Genomic DNA, 25121 nt, shown 5'->3' with positions numbered 1-25121 from the left:
GAAGATCTCGTCTCCCGCGCGGGCGGGGGCGGCCGGGGTCCGGGTCGGTTCGTGTTCCTGAGGAATGGTGTCCACCGTGTGTGTCGCTCTTCTCCGTAGGGTCGCCGGGGGCGTCAGGCCGGGGTCGTGCCTGAGGTGCCCCGGGCCGGCAGCCACCGGCGGAGGCGGGCGACGAGTTCGTTGGCGTCGACGGGCTTGGTGACGTAGTCGTTCGCCCCGGACGCGAGGCTCTTCTCGCGGTCCCCCGGCATGGCCTTCGCCGTGACCGAGATGATCGGCAGCGCGCTGTACTCGGGCATGCTCCTGATCTCCGCCGTGGCCGCGTAGCCGTCCAGCTCCGGCATCATCACGTCCATCAGGACCAGGTCGATGCCCGGGTTGTCGACCAGGGTCTCGATGCCGCTGCGGCCGTTCTCGGCGTGGAGCACCTGCATCCCGTGCAGTTCCAGGATCCCGCTGATGGCGTACAGGTTGCGCGGGTCGTCGTCGACGACGAGCACGGAGCGGCCGGCGAGGCCCGCGTCCACGACGGCGTGCTCGGGGACGGCCGCGCCGCTGCCGGCGTGCACGAGCGTGGGGACGTCCCCGGGGCGGTCCGCCGACAGGTGCAGGGCGATGCGCTCGCGGAGCTCGTCCAGGCTGACGAGCACCTCCAGCGGCAGCACGGCGGCGCGCTCGGCGACCGCCGCCTGCTGCTCGCCCGTCATGCGCCGGTTGTCGTGGGCGAGGACCGGCAGCGAGGCCAGCGCGCCGTCCCCGGCGAGTGCGTCGAGGAAGCGCAGGCCCTCCCCGTCCGGTCCGAGTTCGAGGACCACGCAGTGGAAGGAGGCCTGCGCGAGGGCGTCCGCCGCGTCCGCCGCGGTCACGGCGGTCACGACCTCGGCCCGGTCGGCGGGCGCCGTGACCGCCCGGCCCGCGGTCAGGTCCCCGGCCGCGCTCTCGGCGACCAGGCTGAGCAGGCCGTTGCTGCGCTGCTCGATCACCAGGATGCGCCGGGGGTGCCGCTCCCCTTCGAGTGCGGGCTGGGCGGCACCGCCGTACGGCTGCTGGGCCTCGGAATCGGCGGACTCCGCGCTCCGGAGGGCCGTACCGCCCTCGGGGACCCCCGACACGGGGAGGTAGAGCGTGAAGACGGAACCCCTGCCGACCTCGCTGCGGGCGGTGACGGCACCGCCGAGCAGGCGGGCGATCTCCCGGGTGATGGACAGGCCCAGGCCCGTGCCCCCGTACTTGCGGCTCGTGGTGCCGTCGGCCTGCTGGAACGCGGCGAAGATGGCTTCCAGCTGCTGTTCGGCGATTCCGATGCCGGTGTCGAGGACGCGGAAGGCGACCACGGACCCGGCCTGCGCCAGCTCGTCGGGCAGCTCCGCCGAGGCCGCCGGTTCGATCTTGACGTCCACGCGGCCGTGTTCGGTGAACTTGACGGCGTTGGAGAGCAGGTTGCGCAGGATCTGCTGGAGCCGGGCGTCGTCGGTGAGGAGGTCCACCGGCACGCCGGGGGCGCTGGTGATCTCGAACTCGAGGCCCTTCTGGCTGGTCAGCGGCCGGAAGGAGGCCTCCAGGTAGTCGAGGAGCTGCTTGAGGGAGACCCGCTCCAGGTTCACGTCCATCTTGCCCGCCTCGACCTTCGACAGGTCGAGGATGTCGTTGATCAGCTGGAGGAGGTCGGAGCCCGCCGAGTGGATGATGCCCGCGTACTCGACCTGCTTGGGGGTGAGGTTGCGGCTCGGGTTCTGGGCGAGCAGCTGGGCCAGGATGAGCAGGCTGTTGAGCGGGGTGCGCAGTTCGTGGCTCATGTTCGCCAGGAACTCGGACTTGTACTTGGAGGCCCGCGACAACTGCTGCGCCCGGTCCTCCAGTTCCTGCCGGGCCTGCTCGATCTCCAGGTTCTTGGCCTCGATATCGCTGTTCTGGCTGGCGAGGAGGGCGGCCTTCTCCTCCAGCTCGTCGTTGGAGCGGCGGAGTTCGTCCTGCTGGACCTGGAGCTCCTCGGAGCGGGCCTGGAGCTCGGCCGTGAGCCGCTGCGACTCGTCGAGGAGCTCGTCGGTACGGGCGTTGGCGACGATCGTGTTGACGTTGACGCCGACGGTCTCCATCAGCCGGCCCAGGAAGTCGCGGTGCACGGGGGTGAAGGGGGCGAAGGACGCGAGCTCGATGACGCCCAGGACCTGGTCCTCGACGATGATCGGCAGGACGATCAGGTGGCTCGGCGAGGCCTGGCCGAGCCCGGACGAGATCAGGTAGCCGGACGGCACGTTGTCGGTGGTCAGGATGCGGCGGCTGCGCGCCGCCTGCCCCACCAGGGTCTCGCCGTGCCGCACGCGCGTGGCGGCGGGGCTCTCCACGGGCCGCCCGAAGGAGCCGATCAGGGTGAGCCAGGCCTCGCCGCCGACCTCCTCGCCGAGGTAGAAGGCGCCGTAGCTGGCGTCGACGAGGGGCGTGAGCTCGTCCATGACGAGTTCGGCGACGACGGCGAGGTCGCGGTGGCCCTGCATCAGGCCGGAGATCTGCGCGAGGTTGGACTTGAGCCAGTCCTGCTCCTGGTTCGCGCGCGTGGTCTCGCGGAGCGAGCCGACCATGGAGTTGATGTTGTCCTTGAGTTCGGCGACCTCGCCGGAGGCGTCGACGGTGATCGAGCGGGTCAGGTCGCCCTCGGCGACCGCGCTGGCGACCTCGGCGATGGCACGGACCTGCCGGGTCAGGTTCCCGGCCAGCTCGTTGACGTTCTCGGTCAGCCGCTTCCAGGTGCCGGAGACCCCTTCCACCTCGGCCTGGCCGCCGAGCCGGCCCTCGCTGCCGACCTCGCGGGCGACGCGGGTGACCTCGGCGGCGAAGGAGGAGAGCTGGTCGACCATCGTGTTGATGGTGGTCTTGAGCTCCAGGATCTCGCCCCGGGCGTCCACGTCGATCTTCTTCGACAGGTCGCCGTTGGCGACGGCGGTGGTGACGAGGGCGATGTTGCGGACCTGGCCGGTGAGGTTGTTCGCCATGGAGTTGACGTTGTCGGTGAGGTCCTTCCACGTGCCCGCCACATTGGGGACCCTGGCCTGGCCGCCGAGGCGGCCCTCGGTGCCGACCTCGCGGGCCACGCGCGTCACCTCGTCGGCGAACGCGGACAGCGTGTCGACCATGGTGTTGATCACTCCGGCCAGCGCGGCGACCTCGCCCTTCGCCTCCACCGTGATCTTCTGCGACAGGTCGCCGCGGGCCACCGCCGTCGCCACCTGGGCGATGGAGCGGACCTGCCCGGTCAGGTTCGACGCCATCACGTTGACGTTGTCGGTGAGGTCCTTCCAGGTCCCCGACACCCCGCGGACGGTGGCCTGGCCGCCGAGGTTGCCCTCGGTGCCGACCTCGCGGGCCACGCGGGTGACCTCGTCGGCGAACGCGGACAGCTGGTCGACCATCGTGTTGATGGTCTCCTTCAGCTCCAGGATCTCGCCGCGGGCGTCCACCCGGATCTTCTGCGTCAGATCGCCCTGGGCGACCGCGGTGGTGACCTCGGCGATCGAGCGGACCTGGGCGGTCAGGTTGTCCGCCATGAAGTTCACGGAGTCGGTCAGGTCGCGCCAGGTACCGGAGACGCCCTTGACGTCCGCCTGGCCGCCGAGCCTGCCGTCCGTACCGACCTCGCGGGCCACGCGCGTGACCTCGTCGGCGAACGCGGACAGCTGGTCGACCATCGTGTTGATGGTGGTCTTGAGCTCCAGGATCTCGCCCCGCGCGTCCACGCGGACCTTCTGGGAGAGGTCGCCCAGGGCCACGGCGGTCGCGACCTGGGCGATGGAGCGTACCTGGGAGGTCAGGTTCCCGGCCATGAAGTTCACGGAGTCGGTCAGGTCGCGCCAGGTACCGGAGACCCCCTTGACGTCCGCCTGACCGCCGAGGATGCCCTCGGTCCCCACCTCACGGGCCATGCGGGTGACCTCGCCCGCGAAGGCGGAGAGCTGGTCGACCATGGTGTTGATGGTGTTCTTCAGCTCCAGGATCTCCCCGCGGGCGTCCACGGCGATCTTCTGGGAGAGGTCGCCCTTGGCGACCGCGGTGGTCACCTGGGCGATGTTGCGGACCTGGTCGGTGAGGTTGCCCGCCATGAAGTTCACCGAATCGGTGAGGTCGCGCCACACGCCCGCGACCCCCGGCACCTCGGCCTGGCCCCCGAGCCGCCCCTCGCTGCCGACCTCGCGGGCCACGCGGGTGACCTCCGCGGCGAAGGAGGACAGCTGGTCCACCATCGTGTTGACGGTGTCCTTCAGCTCCAGGATCTCGCCCCGGGCGGCGACGTCGATCTTCTGCGAGAGGTCGCCGCGCGCGACCGCGGTGGCCACCTGGGCGATATCGCGGACCTGGGTGGTGAGGTTGCCCGCCATGGCGTTCACGGAGTCCGTGAGGTCCGCCCAGGTGCCCGACACCCCCGGGACCTCGGCCTGACCGCCGAGCGTGCCCTCGGTGCCGACCTCGCGGGCGACCCGGGTCACCTCCGAGGTGAACAGCGACAGCTGGTCCACCATCCCGTTGAAGACCGTGGCGATCTCCCCGAGGAGGCCGTCGGACTCGTCCGGCAGCCGCGTGCCGAAGTCCCCGTCGCGTACGGCCGTCAGCCCGGCCAGGAGCTGTCGCAGCTCCGGCTCGCCGACCGCCCCCGCCCCTGTTGCCTGCGCGCGCGACGAATCAGCCACCCTGGCCATCGGTCACCATCTCTCACTCTGCCCTTGGCACGCCACCAAGCCTTCTGGCGTCCCTGCCCCAGTCCACCACATCTATACCTGCCCCGAGGGACACAAACGAACTTGCGTTCGCTTTTCGCCGTTGAGTACCTCGCACGTACCGGGGCCGGTGGGCCGGCGGACACGGCCCCGCGGGACCGGCGCGCCGGCAGCTCGGCGTCGCGGGCGGCGTCTGCCCCGATTCCGCGGAACCAAACCACCCCCCGCTCACGCACTGCCGAAACCGCCCGTTCGAGGGCCGGTGGTGAGCGTCGCCACCACGGTCTTGCCGCCGTGGTGGACGTCCACGTGCGTCGTCGCGAGCTGGTTGACCAGACGCCACCCGAAACCGCCCGGGGAGTCCGGCGCCCAGGTCTGGATCCTGGGCGGTTCGGCCGAGCCGTCGGACACCTCCACGGTGACCGTGCCGGGCCGGACGGTGATCTGGAAGGCGGTGGCGCCCCCGGCGTGGCGGGTGGCGTTGGAGATCATCTCGGACACGACGGTCAGGACGTTGTCCACGTCGACCGGGGCCACGTCGAAGCCCTCCAGGACACTGCGGGCGGCCTCCCTGCCCGCGGCGCAGCTGAACCCCCCGTGCAGGGGGTCCGGCAGAATCCGCGACGAAAGGGTCCGCTCTTCCATGTGGCGCGATTGCCCCCGCTTCCCGTCCGGTAACCGGCGGGCCGCATTCCGGCGTACGCGCGGGGCAGGCCTGGGCGGCCCTGCCTGCCCGCCGAACCGGTCCGTCCGGCCGCGGGGGGCCGGTCCGGCGGTCCCCGGCCGTCAGGGCGCCGCGACGAGGCCGTCCGCGAGGAACTCGTCCACGTGCTTGTCCGCCCTGCGGTCGAAGTCGGCGTACTTCGCCTCCCGCCTGGCGCCGGTGACCGCCTCGCCGACCAGGAGGTTCCCCTCGGCGTCGATGCGCTGCGGCCGCTCCTCCGCGTCCAGGAGCAGGCCCACGGTGGAGCGGGAGAATCCGCAGTAGTAGGCGATGCCCTCGCTCAGGTTGGTTTCGAGGGTGGTCTGCATGGTCTCCGCGAGGGGGTCGTCGGAGGTCGCCCCGGCCAGGCCCAGCCACAGCATCCGCTTGCCCGCCAGGCGGGGCCTGCTGCGGCCGTAGGCGAACCCGTAGTTCCACACACGGTCGATCCACCCCTTGAGGACGGCGGGCACGCTCATCCAGTACACCGGGAAGACGGCGACGACGAGCTCGGCGTCGAGGATCCGCCGCATGTGGGCGTGCGTCTCGTCCGAGTACGGCTTCTCGCGGTTGCCCCAGTCCGGCTGGTCCTGCTCGTTCATCCGCGGGTCGAACCCCTCGGCGTGCAGGTCGAGGAGGTCGACGCGGTACCCGGCGGCCTCCAGCCGGGCCGCCGAGCGGCGGGCGGTGTGGGCGGTGAGGGAGTCGCCGCGGTGGTGCGCGAGGACCACGAGGGCCGTCTTCGCCGCGCGGCCGTCGTCGCGGTGGCTGCTGCCGGCGGTGCTGGCGGGGCTGTGCTGCGGCACGGTGTCTCCTGAGGGCTCGTCCTGTGCAGTGGTTCCAGTACAGCCGCAGCGCCGTAGATGATCCATGGGAGAAACTCTCCGTGGCATAGGAGATCGTCTACGATTCCCTTGTGGATCCTCTGAGTTCACTCCTGAACGGCATCCGGGCCGAGGGCTCGGTCGTCAGCCACGCCGTCCTCACGGCGCCCTGGAGCATCACCTTCGCCGACGCCGCCCCGCTCACCCTGGTCAGCGTGCTGCGCGGCGGCGGCACGCTGCTGCTGTCCGACGGCACCGCGCGGGCGGTCGCCGCGGGCGACACGGCGATCGTCCGGGGCCCCGCACGGTTCCGCCTCGCGGACCGGCCCGCCACCGTCGACCGCCCCCACACCGCGTACGAGGTCAACTGCTTCACCGGGGACGCCCCGTGCGGGGGCCGGGAGCTCGGCGGCATCCACTGGGGCACCGGCCCGGAGGGGGCCACCGCCCTGATCATGGGCGCCTACCGCGCCTCCGGACACCGGCACGAACGGCTCCTGCGCGCCCTGCCGCCCGTCCTCGTCATCACCGAGGACGCCGAGACCTGCGCCTGGCTGGAGAACTCGGCCGCCGACGCCGCCCGGCTCTCCGCGGGCTCCCAGGCGCTGATGGACCGGCTCCTCGACTGGGCCCTGGTCTGCACGCTGCGCACCTGGTTCGACCGGGCGGGCGCCGACGCGCCCGGCTGGTACCGGGGCCTCGCCGACCCGGTCCTCGCACCCGCCCTGCACGCCTTCCACGGGCGCCCCGCCGACAGCTGGACGGTCGCCTCGCTGGCCGCCCAGTCCGGTGTCTCCCGGGCCCTGTTCGCCCGGCGCTTCACGGAACTGATGGGCCGCCCGCCCCTCGCCTACCTCACCGAGTGCCGCATGGACGACGCCGAGGCCCTGCTGTCCGAGACCGACCTCAGCATCGCCCAGATCGCCAAGTCCGTGGGCTACGCGGACGCGTTCGGCTTCAGCGCCGCCTTCAAACGCCACAAGGGCGTCAGCCCGAGCACCTTCCGCACCACGGCGGCCTGAGGACCGGCCGCGGCGGGCGGTGCACACGGGAACTCCCCTTGCTGGTGTGCGATCCCGGGTTCGGGGCAGGCGCGTCTCTGAATGCCCGACGTCCGACGAGGAGGAAGCACGTCATGACCGCATCCGAGCAGTCCGCCCCGTACACCGTCCCCGGCCTGCACCGGCAGGACGCCCAGCAGGTCACGGACCTCCTGCGGGGCCGGCTGCACGCCCTGAACGATCTGGCGCTCACGCTCAAGCACGTCCATTGGAACGTCGTCGGCCCGCACTTCATCGCCGTCCACGAGATGCTGGACCCGCAGGTGGACGCCGTCCGCGAGATGGCCGACACCACCGCGGAGCGGATCGCCGCACTGGGCGGCGTGCCCGTGGGCACCCCGGGCGTCCTGGTCGCCGAGCGGACCTGGGACGACTACGACGTGGGCCGTGCCGACGCGGTCGCCCACCTGGGCGCCCTCGACCTGGTGTACACGGGGGTCATCGAGGACCACCGGCTCGCGATGAAGGCCACCGACGAACTGGACCTGGTCACACAGGACATGCTGATCGGGCAGCTGGCGAAGCTGGAGCAGTTCCAGTGGTTCGTACGGGCGCACCTGGAGAGCGGGGGCGGCCGGCTGAGCACCGAGGGGGCGCACACCCTCCAGCAGGCGGCCGGGCAGGCCTCCCAGGCCCCGGACCCCTCCTGACCCCGCCCGGTTCCCGCCCCGGCAGCCGCTGCCGGGGCGGGCAGTCACCCGGTCACCTGGTCACCCGGTCTTCCTGCGGTCGTACGCCATCGTCGAGAGCGATGCCGCCAGGCCGGTGAAGAAGAGGATCTGCGGCACGCCCCGCTCCGTCCACGGGACCTGGGATATCAGCACCGCGCACAGCAGGGTCAGCGCAGCCTGTGCCACCACGATCCGGGCCCAGCGGCCCCGGCGTACGAGCGAGCGGACGGTGAGCTGCACCCCGGTGGGCATCCGGCGGTAGCGCAGCAGGGCTCCGAAGCCCCAGACCGCCGCCATGACCGCCAGGACCCAGAGGCGGTTGCCGAGCGGTACGGGCAGCTCGCGCAGGACGGGGTCCTTGGAGGTGGCGAAGAGGTCGGCCATCGTCCCCGCAGCCGCGAGGCAGACCAGCGCGAGCCACCGCGTCCCCCGCAGCAGGCGGTACGCGGCCCGGTCGAGGCCGCTGTGCAGCATCGGGGACTGCGGCGCGCCCGCCAGGCCCGCGGAGTATATCTCGGCGGCGCGGGCGGCGGTGACGTCCGGGCCGCTGGCCACCGCGTCGGTGTACATGGCCCGGGCCGCCACCGGCACCTCCTCGCCGCGCAGCCGGTGCTGCTCCACCCAGCGGGCCGCGGCCGTCTTGAGCCCGGAGAAGGAGAAGGCGTACGGGTCGTCGCCGGGGCGGGTCAGCGGGCGGGGGAAGGCCACGGCCCGCGGGTCCCCCTCGCGGGCCGCCCTGTCGATGGCTGGGCACCTTCGGCGTCTGGGACTACCTCCTCACCTCCGCCCCGACACCGCTCCAGGGGATCCGGGACGCCGCGCACTACGTCGCCACGATCAGCGACGCGTGGACCGAGCGCCTTCTGGTCGCGGACGACGGCGAGCACGTCACCGTGAGCCACGCGAACGGCGCCGAGCTCGCGTACGACACGGCGTCCTCGATCCGCTCGTTCGGCCTCGGCATCATCCAGCAGCGGATCGGGGAGGCGATGCGGCGCACCCTCGTCCCCGTCCACGTCGCACTGGCCGCCGAGGCCCCCCGCAGCCACCGGGCCTGGTCGAGCTGTACGGCACCGGGGCCGTCGAGTTCGGCGCACCGATCAGCTCGATCACCTTCCGCTCCGCCGAGCTGCGGGTGCCCTACCCGCACGCCCAGCCGGGGCTGTCGGCCCTGCTGCGGACCCATGCCGAGCGCTACCTGGACCAGGCCGTCCCGCTGTACAGCTGGATCGACGAGTTCCGGCTCGCCCTCGGGGCGGAGGGCCCCGCCGGCCCCGCCCTGCGCACGGTGGCGCAGCGCATGGCGATCAGCACCCGTACCCTCCAACGGCGGCTGGAAGCCGCCGGGACCACGTGGAGCGCGGAGCTCGAGGCCGCGCGCCGCACCCGGGTCCTGCGGATGCTCCGCACGACCGACCTGACGCTCACCTCGGTCGCGCAGCAGGGCGGCTACACCGATGTCCGCGCGATGCGGCGGGCGATCCGCCGGTGGACCGGGCACACCAGCACCGACCTGCGCCGGGCAGCGGCCGGGGGCCGGGAAGAGCCCGGGGCCCGTTCCTGAACCCGCCGCGGGGCACCGCTGCTACCAGTTCCACCCCTGGTAGCCGTTCGAGAACGCCGTCCAGCTGCACGTGTGCAGGCGCAGGCCGTTGGCGGCGCTGTAGTCCAGGCACTTTCCGGTGGCTATGTTCCTCAGCGACGCCCACTGCGTCCGGCCGTCGGCGCTCCGCGCGGCGTCCTTGACCTCCCACTGCTGGTAGCCGTTGGCATAGCTGGCGTCACTGCATCCGTGCGCCCGCAGCCCGTACGCGGCGCTGTCGTCCAGGCAACGCCCCATGTCCTTCAGGTTGCGGAGCTCCTTGTCGAGGGTGAGGGAGTTCGCGGCGAACGGTCCGGCGGTGTTCAGCGTCGCGGGGTCGATCCTCGTCAGGCCGGGGACGGGGGTCTCGTCCACCGTGGCCGCCGCCGCGCCGGGGGCGGCTGCGAGGGCCGCGATCATCGCGACGGTCGCGGCGAGGGCGTAGGTCTTGCGCATGGGGTCGACCTCCTAGGTGAAGGCTGCTGCCGGTCGTGCCCGTGCACATCCCGCGTCTCCCGCGGAATGCGCACGGCCCGTATCGGTGGTCGTGTAGAGGTACCTGGGCTTCGTACGGGGGGGGCGGGCGGCCGCGGCCCACGGCTGCGCGCCCGGTCTCTGCGGCCCCCACGAGGACAGCCCTGACGTTAGGGCTCGGGGGCCGGTCGGCCGAGGGTCGCGCGCGCCGCGGACAGGGCCCTACGCGACACGACACGCGCCGCGGTCCACGCGCCCGGCCGGGCGCGGCAGAGGTCAGCAGAGCCTGCGGTACGGCGCGTCCGGGATGTACGCGCGCCACTGCCCGGCGGTCATGTACCGGCCCGTCCGGCTGCACACCGCTGCGGCGAGGTGCTCCGGGGCGAGGTCCAGGGCGTGCCTGCCGCTGCCGGACAGCGTGTGCAGGACGGCCCCGTCGAAGGCCAGGGCTTCGACGGGGCGGCCGCTCAGGTCCAGCGGTCCGCCCAGGCGGATCCGGGCGGGTACGTCCCAGAGCTGGACGGTGTCGCCGCCCACCGTGGCGGCGAGCAGTTTCGCGTCGGAGGAGAAGGCGAGCCGTCCCAGGCTGCGGCCGAAGGCGGGGGCGCCGAGGACCACGCTGCTGGGCATGGTGGCCAGGAGGGAGCCGTCGGCGCCGTCGCGGAGTTCGACGAAGCCGGACTCCTTGGATACGGCCAGGAGGCGGCCGTCGGGTGAGAAGGCGAGGTCCAGGGCGGCCTCCGTGCCGAACAGGCGCTCGCGTGCGGTGCCGGTACGGGTGTCCAGGGCCTGGCCCGAGGTGGTGACGAGGAGGCTGCCGTCCGGGCTGAACCGGCCGTATCCGGCGTACCCGTCGAGGCCCTTGAAGCGGCGCAGCTCCCGGCCCCGGGCCACGTCCCAGACGTACAGGGTGCCGCCGTCGCCCGTGGGGACGCCCGCGAGCCTCACCTGGGCGGCGAGGAAGCGCCCGTCAGGGGAGAGGGACAGGGCCTCCACGAGGTGGTTCTCGGCGATGGGGAAGCTGCGCAGCTCGCGCCCGCGCCCGGTGTCGCGTACGGCGACCCGGATGCGGGTGGCCGGGGTGAGGTCGGTGTAGGCCAGGATCCGGCCGCGTGCGGAGAGCGCGCTGCGGTGGACGTCGCCCTCCTGCGCCTCGACGGCGTGCTGGGGTATCCGCGGCCCCAGGGGCTTGCCCGTCCGCAGGTCCGTCAGGGTGAGCATGCTGTCGAACCGGCCCTCGCGCAGCACGGCAACCGTGCCGTCGGGGGATACCGCGGCGGTGCTGAGGCCGTTGTTCGTCGGGGGCCCGGCGGACAGGGCGCGGGCCAGGTCGAGGGTGTGCACCGTGTCCTCCCCGAAGCGCAGGTAGCGCAGGGAGCGGGTCTTCTCGTCGAGGGCCGTCGCATCGAAGTACGTGGGGCGGTTCGCGTACTTGATGCCCCGTCCGCGGACGGTGACCAGCGGTCCTTCGTCCGTCGTGCCGTCGTGTGCGGCGGGGGTCCACACCTCGATGTCGCCCGCCTCGTTCTCGCGGACCATGTAGCGGCCGTGGGAGCTGAAGACCAGGCTGTCGTCGCCGTGGGGGACGCGGCCCGCCGGGCGGAGCGCGACCAGGTCGAAGACCTCGGCCGTGCTGCCGGACACGGCCGCCATGCGGCTGCCGTCGGAGCTGAACCGGAACATGCCCGTACTGCAGCCCCGGGCACCGGGGTCCGCACCGCTCCCCAGGGCGGCGTCCCCCGGCGCGCTGTAGACCTGCCGCAGCCCGCCGCCGGGCTCGATCCGCCAGACACCGAAGGAGTCCCCCGGGGTGCAGCGGACGAGGTGCCGGCCGTCGGGGCTGACCGCGCCGGTGAAGTCCGGGAGGATCGTTCGGCCCGCGGAGTCCAGCAGCCGGGACTCCTGTCCGGACTGCCGGTCCCTCGGGCCGAGGACGACCTGGCCGCGGTTGTCGAGCCCGGACACCGACCAGCCGCCCGGCGGGGTGAACGGCGCTCCGGCGGGCCGGCCGCCGCGGGTGTGGACGACCTGCACCGTGCCGTCGGGCCTGCGGACGACCAGGAGGCGGCCGTCGGGGCTGCTCGCCGCCTCCCATCCGCCGGCCGTCGTACCCGCGTCGAGTGCCAGGAGGGTGCGCCCCCGCTCGGCTGCGGACAGGCCGGTGACCGTACTGCCGGACGGCACGCTGGTCAGCAGGCTCAGGCCGCTGGGCGCGAGGATCCGGCGCGCCTCGTCGCCGTCGATGAAGGGCGGCAGCCGCACGACCTCGGACTCGAGCTGGGTGGCGGCCGAGGCGAGGGCGGCACGGGCCTCGGGGACGCGGGCGATGCGCCAGGCGGCGAGTCCGAGCAGGCGGGCGGTCTGCGGGTCGGCGCCGCGCAGGCTCTCCGCGGCCTGGGCGACGGCGCGCGCCGTCGCCTCCGCCTTGCGGCGCTCCGCCTCGCGGTTCTCCACGTAGGCCAGTCCGCCGGCGAGCAGGGCGAGGACGGTGGCGCCGGCGAGGCCGTAGAGCAGGCGGCGGCGGTTGCGGGCGCCGCGGGCGGCGTGCGCGCGGGCCGCCTCCAGGCAGGCCGACTCCGGCGGATTGGGGCGCAGCCACGGGGAGGTTCCGGGCTCCAGCCAGTCCCGCAGCCTGCGCAGTTCGCTGCCCTGCGGCAGGTCGTCGGTCCTGCGGCCGTCCGCCTCCCACTGGAGGGTCGCGTGCGTCAGGCGCAGCCGGGTCGCGATGCCCGCCCGGTCGGCCTGCACCCAGTCGTGCAGCCGCCGCCAGGCGGGCGGCAGGGCGGCGCTGACCGGCTGGACGGCGCCGTCGGCTGCGAGGGTGAGGGCGCCGCAGGCGTGCAGGGCCCCGGTGGCCCGGGCCACGGCCCGCCGCTCGCTGTCCGGCCTGCCCTCGAACAGCTCGGCCGGGCCCGCGGTGCGTACGGAGTCCTGCGAGCCGTCGGGGGCTCCGCCGGGTACGACGAGCCGCAGCAGCAGCTCACGGGCGGCGAGCTGGGCGTCGGCGGGCAGGGTGGTGAAGGCCGATTCGGCGCGTTCGCCGAGCGGCGGCACGGTGTCGGCCGCCGGGGTGGCGGGCGCGGCGTCGGCGGATGCCGCCCCGGCGGCCAGCAGCCCGGCGTCCCGGGAGCGGCCGGCTTCCCCGCCCCGGCCGCCGTCCCCGGAGCGTCCGGTGTCCCCGTCCGGTCCGCCGTCCCCGCCCGTCGCGGTGTCCTCGCCGAGCAGGCTGAGAAGCAGGTCCCGCGCGGTGGGCCGTACCCGGGGGTCCTTGGCGAGGGCCGTGGCCACGAGGGGGCGCAGGGCGGGGGGCAGGGCGGACAGGTCGGGGTCCACGGAGGTGGTCCGGTAGGCCACCTCGCCCAGGTTCTCCCCGCGGAAGGGCTCGGATCCGGTGGCCGCGTAGAGGACGACGGCCGCCCAGGCGAAGATGTCGGCGGCCCCGGTGGCCCGCCGGCCGGCCAGTACCTCGGGGGCCATGTAGCCGAGGGTGCCCAGCACGGCACCGGTCGCCGTGAGCGACATGTCGGGGGCGCGGGCGATGCCGAAGTCGATGATGCGCGGCCCGTCCGGGCCCATGAGCACGTTGCCGGGCTTGAGGTCCCGGTGGATCACGCCCGCGCCGTGGATGGCGGTCAGGGCCGTGGCCATGCCGGTGGCCAGCCGCAGCAGCAGGTCCTCGCGTAACGTCCCGCCGCTGCGTACGGACGCGGCCAGGGTCGGCCCGGGGATGTACTCGCTGACGATGTGGGGCACGTCCCCGTCCGCGGACACCGCGAGGATCCGGGCCGTGCAGAAGGGCGCCACCCGCCGGGCCGCACCGGCCTCGCGCCCGAACCTCTCGCGCACGAACGGTTCGGCGGATGCGTGGAGCACCTTCAGCGCCACGCGGGCTCCGGCGCCGTCGTAGGCCTCGTACACGACCCCCTGGCCGCCCGCGCCCAGCCGCGCCGCGAGCCAGTAGCCGCCGATCCGCTCGGGATCCTCCGGTAACAGCGCCGTACCCAACGGTGCCCCCTCCGTCGCCGTGCCGCAGATGGTACTGCGCGGACCACCGGCGTTCGAGGGGCCGGGCCAGGCCGGGGAGCGGGGACAGCGGGCGGCCCGGGCAGTCGTCTGCCCGGGCCGCCCCTCAGCGCGTCCTTCTCAGCGCGTCCTTCTCAGCGCGTCCTTCTCAATAGGCCGTCCTCAGCCCGCGTTCCTCAGGAACACCGAGGTGAGCGGTGCGGTGTGGGTGGAGTCGACGCCCCCACCCGCCCTGAAGTCGGCGGTCTCGCGGCCGCTCCAGTCGGCGATCGGGCTGCCGCCCTGCGTCAGGTGCTGGAAGCGGGAGGGGTCGCCGGGCGCGGAGCCGAACTGGTAGACGGGCTGTTCGTCGGCCGGAATCCTGCCGTACGGCAGGTAGTCCGTGTACGGGCCGCCCTTGGTGAGCTGCTTGGACAGGCTGTTGTTGACGAAGACGTTCTGCGGGCCGGAGGAGCCGGACCACTTGAGCGCCTTGGCGCCTGCGGCCCACCAGATCGGGTACCAGGTGCCGGACTCGACCTCGCCGCCCTCGCCGCCGCAGCGGGCGGTGCAGTTGCCCGAGTAGTGCTCGTACGGCACGCGCACGGTGTTGTTCTCGAAGAGGTTGCGGCGCTCCCAGCCGCCGTGCAGGTTCAGGTCGGAGTCGAAGTCGTTGCCGTAGACGACGTTGTTGGAGGCCGACCACTGGAAGGTGAAGTGCCGCAGGTTGCGGGTGGTGTTGAAGGCGTACAGGGAGTCCCAGACGCGGCTGCCGCGGAAGTAGCCGTTGCCGCCCTTGCCCTTGTTCCAGGCGCCGTCGAGGTGGTTGCGCTCGAACTGGAGGTTCTTGGCGACCTCGGTGACGATCGGGTGCGACCCGGTCATCTCCGCGCGCACGCCACGGGCCCAGGAGTCGGCGGCCCACTTGAAGACCAGGCCGTGCATGGCGTACGCCGGGGCCAGGTTGCCGTAGTTGTGCCGGGCCTGCTCCGGGGTCATCCCGGGCATGTCCTGGGTGAAGGAGAAGTTCTCGAACCCGACGCCGACCACCATCTTCAGCGGGGTGACCTTGCTGGGGTAGACGGTGCCGTCGATCGCGGCGGAGCCGTCCGAGGTGGAGTCCACCGGGAGGTCGAACTCCAGCGGCTTGTCCAGGGTCAGCGTGCGGTTCGCCGCGTCGACGGAGCTGATGCGGAAGACCTGCTGGCGCATGTGCAGGTTCTCGAACCGGCCCTCGTCCGTGGCGCTCTGCAGGGCGTAGAACTTGCGGCTGTTCGCGGCGCCCACCCACACGTGGCCGCCGAGGGGGAAGCGGGCCGGGTCGGCCTTGGCGTCGAGGTGGACGACGCGGTCGCCCTCCTTGGCGGAGAAGCCCGGCGCGGCCGCGGAGGTCCGCAGCTTCACGCCCGAGGCCCAGTGCTGGTTGACCGAGCCCTCGAAGAGGTCCTTGCGGTTGGCGGGGGCCGCGGCCAGCTCGTCCGCGTACCGGGGGGCGACCTCGCGGGTCGAGACGCGGAACAGGCCGCGGCCGGGCCAGATCCAGCCGCCCTTGCCGGTGTCCGCGCCCGAACCGTAGGACATGGCGTCCTGGTCCCAGCGGCTGCCGTCGGAGGTGAGGGTGTCGTACTTGGTGCTGTCGTCGGGGCGGAACACGATCCGGGTGCCGCCGGGCCGGGCGGGGTCGCCGCCCTGGCCGCGGATGGTCAGGTAGCTGGCGTCCACGGAGATCTGGCGGCTGACGTTCAGCTTTCCGGCGGGCAGGGTGATCAGCGACAGCCGCTCGAACTGCGCGGCGCCCCCGCACCGGGTGCGGATGTCGTCGATGGCCCGCTGGAGGCCGGCGGAGTCGTCGGCCTCGTCGTCCGGCTTGACGCCGTAGGTGCCGTCGAGCTCCTCCGGGGTGATGCGGCAGGCCTCGTCACCGGTGTACTGCGCCTCGCCGGGCAGCGGGCTGCCGCCGCGGTATCCGGCGGCCGACCAGTTCGGCATGCCGGGCAGCTGCGCCTTGCGGTTGTAGGCGCTCAGGATCTGCGAGGGCGGGTTCGGGTTCGCGGCGGCCTCGGCGGTGTACCGGTGGCGGCCGATGGTCTCGATGGCGCGGTGGGTGGAGCCGCCGAGGGGCAGCTCGTAGAAGTCGACGGCGACGTAGTTGGGGGTCTTGCGGGCGGCCGGACCGCAGATGTTCAGGGCCCGGTCGACCAGGGAGTCGCCGTTGTCGATGGCGGCGGTGATGACGGTGGGGACGTCGCGGAACTGGTTCATCACGAACAGCCGGTTGAAGCCGGGCTCCTGCCGCGTGAGCGGGATCTCGTCCCAGCGGGTGTAGCAGTCCTTGTTGCCCGCGAGGCCGCCCATGCTCCAGTAGTTCTCGACCGTCCAGTCGCGCTGGAGGCGGACTCCGACCTCGGGGAGGTCACTGCTGTCCGAGAAGACCAGCAGCCGCTTGCCCAGGCCCTTCATCTGCGAGAGCGTCGGCCAGCCGTGGGTGGCCACCTTCTGCTCGACGGGGTCGAAGACCAGGTCCTTCAGGCCGGGTATGGCGGCCATCTCGCGGGCCATCTTCGCCCGGTCGGCGACCCTGTCCTCGATGAAGACGGTGACGACAGCGTCCGCGTCCCCCTGCAGGAACGTGACGATGTCGGCCAGTCCGTCCTGGAAGACCCGGTTGCCGCCGACCACGCAGGTGCCGTGGCACATGCGCAGCGGGTCCCCGGGCTCGCCGTCGTCGTAGACGTCCAGCATCATGCCGCGGACGCCCTCCTTGAGCTGGGTGGCCATGCTGCGGGACTGGTTGGGGAAGGAGTAGCCGTCGCCGTAGGAGTTGAAGGCGTTGTGGGAGGTGAGGAACGTCGCCTGGTCGAGACGCGGGTCGGCCGGCGGGGTGTACTCCTCCAGCACCAGGTCGGTCAGGCGCCAGCGGCCGCGGCCGGAGTCGGCGTCGGCGCGGGTGCTGAGGGCGAGCTGGACCCCGCTGTTGGTCTTGCCGCCCGCGGTGGTGGAGGAGGTGAGGTACAGGTCGGCGCCGGACGTCTTCAGCAGGTAGGTGTCGGCCTGGACCTGGTCGAACTCCCAGGTCGTACCGTCGGCGCCGCACAGCTTCAGGACGGCGAGCGTGCCGTCGAGGCCGATGCAGTAGGCGCCGTTGACGTTGCTCTTGAGGTAGTACGAGGAGCCGGTCGCGGCCTCGAACCACCACTGCTGCCCGTGCCGGCCGCCGTACGTGAACTGGAGGATCTTGCGGCCCTCCTCCATGTCCCCGGCCTCGGCGTCCACGGCGAGACCGTTCAGGGCGTTCTGGATCTGGACCGGCCCGAGCCGGTTCGGCGGCCCGGGGGCGGCGACCGCTGTCCCCGGGAGTACGGACGCGATCAGCGCGGCCGTGAGCCCGGCCACGGCTGCGAAGACCAGCCGCATACCGCGGCGATCTCTGTTGAACATGGGAGGAGGCACTCTCTCTCGGGGACGGCGGGGGTACGGACGCCGACCCCACCCAACCCGACCCTGCGGCAGCGGAACAGGCAGTTCCACCGGCAGAACTAGGGCCCGGCACTTCTGCCGGTCCCCGGGCGGGGCCCGGCTCGCCAGGCTCTTTCCATACCCGAACCGGACGGAAATCCCCCAAACCGGGAACGAGCACACCAGTCGTAGCCGCCGATCGGGCGGTCCGCGCGGGCCCGGTGTCCGCTGTGCACCGGGTCCGCGCGGCCGCCCCGCTGTCAGGAGACGGTGATGAAACGGGCGGTGCTCGGCACGCCCTGGGCGTCCAGGGCGAAGAGCATGTACGTGCCCGGCAGGACCACGCCCTTGTCGGCCGGGAGGGACACCGTGTACGCGCCGGTGCCCACGGGTGCCGAGACGAGGGGCACGCGCCGCTGGTCGTTGTCCGTGGAGTGGGTCGCGGCCGCGGCCCGCATCAGGACGAAGGAGGCGACCGGGCCCCCGGTGGTGACGGTCAGCGCGCTGCCGGCCGTGGCGCGCGGCGGGACGCCGCCGGTGATCACGGGCCGCGGTTTGGGCGAGCCGTCGGCGTGGAGCAGGTACGGCGGGGTGAACACGGCCCCGTCGGGGTGGTTGGTGGCGCAGTCCCCGCACAGGCCTCCCCCGCCGGAGAAGACCCGCCCGTCGGGCAGCAGGTTCGCCACGCTGTGGTAGTTGCGCGGTACGGCCATGGTGGCGAGCGGGCTGAAGGTCCCGGTCGCCGGGTCCCACAGCTCGGGGGTCAGCACCGAGGTGGCGTCGCTGAAGGGCACGGGGTAGGCCTGTCCGCCGAAGACGGCGACCTTCCCGTCGGGCAGCACCACGCTGTTGCCGAAGGCACGGGCGTGGCGCATGTCGCCCGTACGCGCGGCCCGGACCGCGGTGCCGTCGACGGTGACGGTGTACGCGCGCCGGGTGGCGGGCGCGTTCTCGTACGCGGGTGAGCCGCCGAGGGTGAGCAGCTTCCCGGTGTCGTACGCGACGGCGTTGCCGGTCATCGCGTCCTGGCTGTCGGCGCGGGGGCCGGCCGGGGTGATGCTGCCGCTGCCCGTGGTCGTGATCCAGTTCATCTGCCGGCTCGGTCCGAGCTGGAGCACCCTGCCGCCCGAAGTCCCGTACAGCCACATGTGGTTGTCGGCGCGGTAGGCGCCGGCCGGGTCGGCCGTCAGGGCCGGGGCGGCGGGGACGCCGGGCAGGGAGCGCCAGGTGCGGGTGTCCGGGGACCAGACCTCGCCGCCCTTGTCGCCCGCGGCCCCGCTCCAGGAGCCGCCCAGGACGAAGGCCTCGCCGGTGGAGAGCAGGGTCATGGCCTGGTAGCCGCGGGCGGTGTTCATGCGGGTGGTCGTGGACCAGGCGTCGGCGGCCGGGTCGTAGATGCTCGCCTTGTCGGCGTTGCTGCCGCCGGTGACCAGGACCCGGCCGTCGGCGAGCATGGCTATCCCCGGGCAGAACATGTCGTGGCCGGTGTTGTCGATGCGGCGCTGGGTGACCCGGCCGGTCCTGAGGTCCAGGACGGCCGTCTGGGTGTAGCCGCTGCTGCCGCCGAAGCGGTCGACGGCGTACGCCGACCAGGCGAGGAGCTTGTCGCCGGGCAGGACGGCGGTGGCGACGGGCACCAGGGGGAAGCCGGTGATCCGGTCCCAGGAGCCGTGGACGGCCGGGGAGGCCGGTCCGCTCAGGCGGATCTCGGCGGCGGAGGCCCAGGGTCCGCGGCCGCCGGCCTCACCGGTCACGGTCAGGCGGACGTAGCGGGCGTCCACGGTACGGGTGAACGTCGCGGTCTTCACGGTGTCGTCGTCGCGCCAGGTGCCCGCGGCGACCGGGGCGCCGAAGGCGGCGCCGTCGGTGCTGGTGGTGACGGTGTACGCGCCCGCGCGCCCGTTGGGGCCGTTGGTGCGGGGCTGGTAGACGAGGGCGGAGACGGCCGCCGTGCGGTGCATGTCTACGGTGAGGGTGTGCGGCAGCGGGGCCGGGGTGCCGGACCACCTGCTGTGCCAGATCGTGGCCGGGTCGCCGTCCAGGACGTGCGCGGCACGGCCGTCCTCCGAGGCGGTCTCCTCGTCGCTCGCCGCGGCCGTCCAGCCGGTGCGGGGCAGGTCGACGGTGGCGGCCGGGGTGCCGGGGTCGCCGAGCAGGTTGAGCTCCGCGGCGGAGGTCCACGGGCCGCGGTTGCCGGCCTCGGTGACGGCGGTGAGCCGGACGAAGCGGGCGCCCTGCGGGGCGAATCCGAGGGTCTTGGCGGAGGCGTCGTCCGCGAGGGTGCCGGTGGCGACCGGGCTCCCCCAGTCCTGCCCGTCGGCGCTCAGGTGGATGCGGTACTCGCCGACCCGCCCGTTGGCCCCGCCGGAGCGGGGCTGGTACACGAGCGCCGAGACGACCGCGGTGCGGTGCATGTCGAGGGTGAGGGTGTGCGGCAGCGGGGCCGGGGTGCCCGTCCACCTGCTGTGCCAGATCGTGGCGGCGCTGCCGTCGAGGACGTTCGCGGCGCGGCCGTTCTCGCCGGCGGTCTCCTCGTCGCTGGCCGCGGCGGTCCACCCGGTCCGGTCGAGGACGGGGGCGGTCGGCTCCATCGCGTTCGCCGGGGCCACCCGGTGGTGCGGCGACTGCTGCGCCGGCTGCTGCGCGAAGGCCCCGGCCGCCGGCGGGGGACCCGGGCGGCTGCCGCCCGGCCCGGTGCCCGCCACGCCGAGCCAGGGGGTGGCGCCGACGAGCAGCGAACCGAGGGCCAGGGCGATGAGCCAGGGCGAGCGGCGTAACGCGCGGGTGAGGGCGCGTATGCGTCGGTGCTGCAACCGAACCTCCTGGAGGGACTGGCTGACCGGACGGACGGGTGCCCGCGGACGGCGGTCCGCGGACGGCGGTCCGCGGACGGCAACGGCCCCCAGAACAGCAGCCGGTACAGATCACCTCAACCGGATGGCAGCGGAGTGGCAGGGTAGTTGGCCGGATCGGGGCGAGGTGTGCCGCGTTGTCTCCGTACGCGCGCCCCGCACGCGCCCTTCACCCCGCGCCCCGCGGCGCTGCGGCGCGCACCGGCCCGGCCCCGCGCGCCTCTGGGGGCCGGCGGGCGGGGGCCGCCACTATCGGTGCATGACACCGCGAGAGGAAGCGGGCCCCTCCGGCCCGCAGGGCCTGCCGCCGCTTCCGGAGGACTGGGAGCGCTGCCTGGCCGTGGCCGCGCATCCGGACGACATCGAGTACGGGGCGGCCTCGGCCGTCGCCCGCTGGACCGCCCAGGGGAAGCGGGTGACGTACCTGCTGGCCACCCGCGGGGAGGCGGGCATCGACGGGATGCCGCCCGCCGCGGCCGGGCCGCTGCGCGAGGCGGAGGAGCGGGCCGGGGCCCGTGAAGTCGGCGTGGACACGGTCGAGTTCCTCGACCACCGCGACGGCGTGGTCGAGTACGGGATCGGCCTGCGGCGCGACATCGTGCGCGCGATCCGGCGACACCGGCCCGAGGTGGTGGTGACGGGAGCCTTCACCGTCCGCATGATCGCCGGAGTCACCAACCAGGCCGACCACCGGGCCGTGGGCCTCGCGGCCCTGGACGCCGCGCGGGACGCGGGCAACCGCTGGATCTTCCCCGAGCTGGCCGACGAGGGCCTCGAACCCTGGGGCGGCGTCCGCTTCGTCTGCGCCGCCGGCCCCGAGCGCCCCACCCACGCCGTCGACGTCACCGGGGAACCGCTGGAGCGCGGCATCGCCTCGCTGTCCGCCCACGTCGAGTACACCAGGGGGCTGGGGGCAGGGAGCTTCGAACCCCGGCCGTTCCTGACCTGGGCGGCGCGGATGGGCGGTCCCGCGCTCGGGGTCGAGGCGGCGGTGCTCTTCGACGTGCACCAGCTGGCGTTCGAGGGGAAGCCGCCCTGGGAGCAGTAGTCTCGCGGTGCGGCCGGGGTGGCCGCCGCCGCTAGGCGGTTTCGACGCCGAAGGTCGAGACGGTGCCGTCCTCGCGGGTCAGGGTGACCGGCCCGAAGGTGACGACGACGAAGGAGTCGCCGGACGGCGCCCTGTAGTACCCGGTCGCCCCGGTGACCCGTACGGCCAGGGCCGCGAGCGTCGACGCGGTCTGCTCGTCGGCGTCGGCCCGGGGCCCGGCGAGGCCCGGGTGCCCGTTGGCCTGCGCCCAGTCCCGGAACCGCCGGGCGTCGCGGCTCATCCCGGGTAGGACGCCCTTGTTGGCCCAGGCCCAGAGCCAGGAGCCCGAGGCGGGGCTGAAGCTGCCGAGGAGCTGGGCGGGCGCGGTCGCGGTCCTGTCGGGGAAGGTCCAGGTGATGGTGCCGGCCTCCTGGTCGAGGTCCCAGCGGTCGGCCGATCCCAGGCCCCAGGACATGTGGGCGTGGCCCAACCGCTCGATCATGTCCTCGCCCTGGAGCAGCAGCGTGCCCAGATCGGCCGGCTCATCGCCCTGACCGGCGCTCTTGGATTTTTTGTCCCGTTTGAAGATCCCCATGCCTGGAGTCTGCCAGACCCCGGCGGCCCGTCGGCGGACCCGCTCCACGGGCGGCCGGGAGCGGGCCGGTGCGGGCCGCCCCTTCCGCGCGGTGGACGCCGTAGCCGATCATGGACCGGCACGGAGGGCCGCTATCGGGGGGTACGGGAGTGGAGCGGATCGGACAGGGGCGCGAGGCGGAGGTGTTCGCGCTGGACGGGACCCGGGTGCTGCGGAGGTTCCGGGACGGGCGGGAACCCGCCGCCGACGAGGCGCGGCTGCTGGAGTGGCTGGCCGGGCAGGGGTACCCGGTGCCCCGGGTGCACGGGGCCGAGGGCCCGGACCTGGTCATGGAGCGGCTGCACGGGCCGACCATGGCCGAGGCGCTGCGCCGCCGGCCGTGGCGGGCGCCGGCCTACGGCGCGCTGCTGGGCCGGCTGCACCGGGACCTGCACGCCCTCCCGGACCCCGGCTGGCTGCCCCGGCTCCCGGGCGGCGGGGACGGCTCCCGCGTCCTGCACCTCGACCTGCACCCGGAGAACGTGGTCCTCACGGACCGCGGGCCGCGGGTCATCGACTGGACCACCTGCCGCACGGGCCCCGCCCCGCTCGATGCGGCGATGACCGTCGTCATCCTCCGCGGACTCGTGCTGCGCCGCCACGAGCGCCTGCTGATCGCAGCCTTCCTGCGGTCGATGGGCCGCACCTGCGGGACCGACTGGCGCGCCGGGATGCCCGCGGCCGTCCGGCGGCAGCTGGACGACCCCCACCTCACCGCAGCCGAGAGGGGTCTGGTGGACGCGCTCCGGCGGCGCCACCCCTGAGGCCCGTACCGGTACGGGCCCCCGTACCGGTACGGGGGCCCGTACGGCCCCTCCTCCGGCCCGCACCTGCGCGGCGCCGGACGCCGCGGTACGTGCGGCCGGGGTCCGGCCGGGCGCCGTGCCGCCGCCGGAGCTCAGGTGGCCGCGGCCCGCTCCGGCAGGCCCGCGACGGCTCCGCGGTCCTCCGCCCCCCGCCGCCCGCCGGGTGCGGGACCGTCGGGGGCGGGGCCGCCGGTGCCGCTGCGGTGGGCGCGTTCGATGGCCTGGCCCCAGTAGGTGCCCGCGACCATGAGGGACGCGCCCAGGGCGGCGAGGAGGGTGAAGCGCTCGCCCGCCAGGCCGATGCCGACGGCCGCGGCCCAGACGGGCTCGGTGCCCAGCAGGAGGCTGGCCCGGCCGGCCGAGGTCCGCTGGATGGCCCAGGTCTGGGCGAGGAAGGCGAACACGCTGCAGAACAGGGCCAGATAGAGGAGCTGGCTCCACGTGGCGGCCGACGCGTGGGCCAGGGTCGGCAGTTCCCCCGCGGCGGGCACCAGGCACAGGACCGCTCCCACGGTCATCTGTACGGACGTCAGCTGCACGGCGCGCACCGGGCGCCCGGCGGTGAGCCGGCCCACGAGCACGACGTGCCCGGCCCGGACCACGGCGGCGGCCAGGATCAGCAGGTCGCCGGCCCCGGGGGCGCGCAGGCCGTGACCGGCCGTCAGCAGGGCCACGGCCGCCACGCACAGGCCCGCCGCCAGGTAGAAGCGGGGCGGCAGCCCGCCGCGGCCGCCCGCGCGGTCCAGCAGCGGGGTGATGACGAGGGTCAGGCTGATCAGCAGGCCCGCGTTCGCGGCGCTGGTGCGCGCCACCCCGTACGTCTCCAGCACCAGGACGGCCGCCTGGGTCACGCCCAGGACCGCGCCCACCCCGATCTCCTCGCGGGTCCAGGGCGCGCCCTTCCCGCGGGCCGCCACCAGGACGGGGGGCAGCATCGCCAGTGCGGAGAGCAGGTAGCGGGCGAAGAGCACCACCAGGACCGGGAGGACGCCGGTGGCCGACTTCGCGGTGAGGTAGCTGGACCCCCAGACGAGGGCGACGAGCAGGAGCACCAGATCGGTGCGGCGGGTTGTGGGCATGCGGCCACCATGCCCGACCAGCACATTGAAGCCAAGAGCCAACTAGTCAATCGATCTTTTAGCAGCACTACACTGTCGGGATGGACGAGAGGCAGCTGCGGGTCCTGCGGGAAGTGGGCGAACTGGGCAGCGTCACCGCCGCCGCCGAGGCGCTGAGGGTCACCCCCTCCGCGGTCTCGCAGCAGCTGCGGCTGCTCCAGCGCACGATCCCCGTACCCCTCACCGAGCGCGACGGCAGGCGGCTCGTGCTCACGCCCGCCGGGCAGGCGCTGGCCGGCGCCGCCGTCGAGGTCGAGGTCGCCCTGGCGAGGGCCCGCCGCAGCGTCGACGCGTTCCTCGGCCACACCGGCGGCACGGTGTCGGTGGCCGCCTTCCACAGCGCGGCCTCGGCCTTCGGGCCCCGCCTGCTGCGCGCGTTCAGCGCCCCCGCGGCGCCCCGGATCGCCCTCACCGACCAGGACGTCCCCCAGAGCGAGTTCCCGCGGCTGACCCGCTCGTACGACATCGTCCTCGCCCACCGCCTCGACCACGCCCCGCCGTGGCCGGGGTCCGTGACGGTGACGCCCCTGCTCCACGAGCCCCTCGACGTCGCGCTCCCCGCCGGGCACCCCCTGGCGGCGAAGGCCGGACTGACGGCCGCCGACGTGTCCGACGAGCCGTGGATCACCACCCACGACGGCTTCCCGCTCCTGGCCACCATCGAGGCCATCGCCGCCGCGGCCGGACGCCACCTGCACCTGGCGCACCGCATCAACGAGTTCGCCGTGGCGGCCGAACTCGTCGCGGCAGGCGGCGGCATCGCCCTCCTCCCCCGCTGGACCGCCCGCCCGCACCCGCAGGTCGCGCTCAGACCCCTGACCGGCGTCCACGCCCGCCGCCACATCGACGCCCTCCACCGCCCCGAGCGCACGGCGCGTGCGGCCGTACAAACCGTCCTCACGGAACTGCGGGCCACCGCCGCCGCCATCAGCAGCCCGCCCTGACCTCGCGGCGCATGGCCCCGGGGCGGTGCCTGAGCCCCCGCCCCGGCGGCCTCCTCCGCTCGGAGGATTTCCGGCCTCGGCGGAACGGCCTCCATAGGCCCGCAGGACGGCGAATGGCGCGTCCACGTCACCCTGCCGACGGCCTGACCCCCGCCGGGTGAACCGGCGCAGGGGGGGGGGGGGGCCGGCAGCCGGCGACGACGGGGGGGGGTGCCCCGGGTGGGGGTGGGAGTTTCTCCACAATGTCCGCATCAAAAAAGT

General features: G+C 73.9%; 15 protein-coding genes and 1 pseudogene. 6 read left to right on the top strand and 10 right to left on the bottom strand.

Features of this window, described 5'->3' with window-relative positions:
- Nucleotides 1–113: 113 nt before the first annotated feature.
- From ACZ7JZ_RS14230 to ACZ7JZ_RS14220, 3 genes are all read right to left on the bottom strand, one after another.
- Nucleotides 114–4679: a HAMP domain-containing protein gene (locus ACZ7JZ_RS14230; RefSeq protein ID WP_470937960.1), complete on the bottom strand. Its 4566-nt coding sequence runs from the start codon at nt 4677–4679 to the stop codon at nt 114–116.
- Between the two features lie 255 nt (nt 4680–4934).
- The gene (locus ACZ7JZ_RS14225; protein ID WP_470937957.1) at nt 4935–5351 is read right to left on the bottom strand and encodes an ATP-binding protein; all 417 of its coding nucleotides are present in this window, start codon (nt 5349–5351) and stop codon (nt 4935–4937) included.
- A gap of 141 nt (nt 5352–5492) precedes the next feature.
- On the bottom strand, nt 5493–6215 hold the full coding sequence (locus ACZ7JZ_RS14220) for an NAD(P)H oxidoreductase (RefSeq protein ID WP_470937954.1): 723 nt from the start codon (nt 6213–6215) through the stop codon (nt 5493–5495).
- Nucleotides 6216–6325: 110 nt separating this feature from the next.
- Between ACZ7JZ_RS14220 and ACZ7JZ_RS14215 the strand changes: the two genes are divergently transcribed.
- Entirely contained in the window at nt 6326–7255 is a 930-nt protein-coding gene (locus ACZ7JZ_RS14215; RefSeq protein ID WP_470937951.1) for an AraC family transcriptional regulator, read from the top strand.
- 113 nt (nt 7256–7368) lie between these two features.
- Entirely contained in the window at nt 7369–7944 is a 576-nt protein-coding gene (locus tag ACZ7JZ_RS14210) for a Dps family protein (RefSeq protein WP_470937948.1), read from the top strand.
- A 60-nt stretch (nt 7945–8004) separates the two neighbouring features.
- On the opposite strand, the pseudogene ACZ7JZ_RS14205 reads toward ACZ7JZ_RS14210, so the two are convergent.
- A pseudogene (locus ACZ7JZ_RS14205) lies at nt 8005–8715 on the bottom strand (hypothetical protein); the annotation flags it as partial.
- A gap of 385 nt (nt 8716–9100) precedes the next feature.
- On the opposite strand from ACZ7JZ_RS14205, the gene ACZ7JZ_RS14200 reads away from it, so the two are divergent.
- Nucleotides 9101–9529 carry a helix-turn-helix domain-containing protein gene (locus ACZ7JZ_RS14200; RefSeq protein ID WP_470937945.1) on the top strand — a complete coding sequence of 143 codons (429 nt, stop codon included), beginning with the start codon at nt 9101–9103 and terminating at the stop codon, nt 9527–9529.
- Nucleotides 9530–9550: 21 nt separating this feature from the next.
- Here ACZ7JZ_RS14200 and ACZ7JZ_RS14195 read toward each other — a convergent pair whose 3' ends face one another.
- The 4 genes from ACZ7JZ_RS14195 to ACZ7JZ_RS14180 all read right to left on the bottom strand — a co-directional run bounded on the left by ACZ7JZ_RS14195 (nt 9551) and on the right by ACZ7JZ_RS14180 (nt 20292).
- On the bottom strand, nt 9551–10003 hold the full coding sequence (locus ACZ7JZ_RS14195; RefSeq protein ID WP_470937942.1) for an RICIN domain-containing protein: 453 nt from the start codon (nt 10001–10003) through the stop codon (nt 9551–9553).
- Between the two features lie 294 nt (nt 10004–10297).
- A complete protein-coding gene (locus ACZ7JZ_RS14190; RefSeq protein ID WP_470937939.1) occupies nt 10298–14026 on the bottom strand; it encodes a protein kinase domain-containing protein in 3729 nt (1242 codons plus the stop codon).
- Nucleotides 14027–14206: 180 nt separating this feature from the next.
- Nucleotides 14207–17461 carry an RICIN domain-containing protein gene (locus tag ACZ7JZ_RS14185; protein ID WP_470937936.1) on the bottom strand — a complete coding sequence of 1085 codons (3255 nt, stop codon included), beginning with the start codon at nt 17459–17461 and terminating at the stop codon, nt 14207–14209.
- Between the two features lie 278 nt (nt 17462–17739).
- Complete coding sequence (locus tag ACZ7JZ_RS14180; protein WP_470937933.1) at nt 17740–20292, bottom strand: discoidin domain-containing protein; 2553 nt, start codon at nt 20290–20292, stop codon at nt 17740–17742.
- A gap of 298 nt (nt 20293–20590) precedes the next feature.
- Here ACZ7JZ_RS14180 and ACZ7JZ_RS14175 point away from each other — a divergent pair, with 298 nt between their 5' ends.
- Nucleotides 20591–21379 (top strand): PIG-L deacetylase family protein, encoded by a 789-nt coding sequence (locus ACZ7JZ_RS14175; RefSeq protein WP_470937930.1) that lies wholly within the window; start codon nt 20591–20593, stop codon nt 21377–21379.
- Nucleotides 21380–21410: 31 nt separating this feature from the next.
- Here the strand turns inward: ACZ7JZ_RS14175 and ACZ7JZ_RS14170 are convergent, their stop codons facing one another.
- A complete protein-coding gene (locus tag ACZ7JZ_RS14170; protein WP_470937927.1) occupies nt 21411–21953 on the bottom strand; it encodes a DUF6882 domain-containing protein in 543 nt (180 codons plus the stop codon).
- 149 nt (nt 21954–22102) lie between these two features.
- On the opposite strand from ACZ7JZ_RS14170, the gene ACZ7JZ_RS14165 reads away from it, so the two are divergent.
- Nucleotides 22103–22756, top strand: a complete 654-nt coding sequence (locus ACZ7JZ_RS14165; protein WP_470937924.1) for a phosphotransferase — start codon at nt 22103–22105, stop codon at nt 22754–22756.
- A 134-nt stretch (nt 22757–22890) separates the two neighbouring features.
- Here ACZ7JZ_RS14165 and ACZ7JZ_RS14160 read toward each other — a convergent pair whose 3' ends face one another.
- Nucleotides 22891–23877, bottom strand: coding sequence for a DMT family transporter (locus ACZ7JZ_RS14160; protein WP_470937921.1), 987 nt, complete (start codon nt 23875–23877; stop codon nt 22891–22893).
- 80 nt (nt 23878–23957) lie between these two features.
- Here ACZ7JZ_RS14160 and ACZ7JZ_RS14155 point away from each other — a divergent pair, with 80 nt between their 5' ends.
- On the top strand, nt 23958–24860 hold the full coding sequence (locus tag ACZ7JZ_RS14155; RefSeq protein WP_470937918.1) for a LysR family transcriptional regulator: 903 nt from the start codon (nt 23958–23960) through the stop codon (nt 24858–24860).
- The last annotated feature ends 261 nt before the right edge of the window (nt 24861–25121 follow it).

This window comes from Streptomyces sp. NPDC038213, from assembly GCF_055600495.1.
Note: the sequence above shows the minus strand (reverse complement) of the source record. Positions and strands in the feature narration are given on the sequence as shown.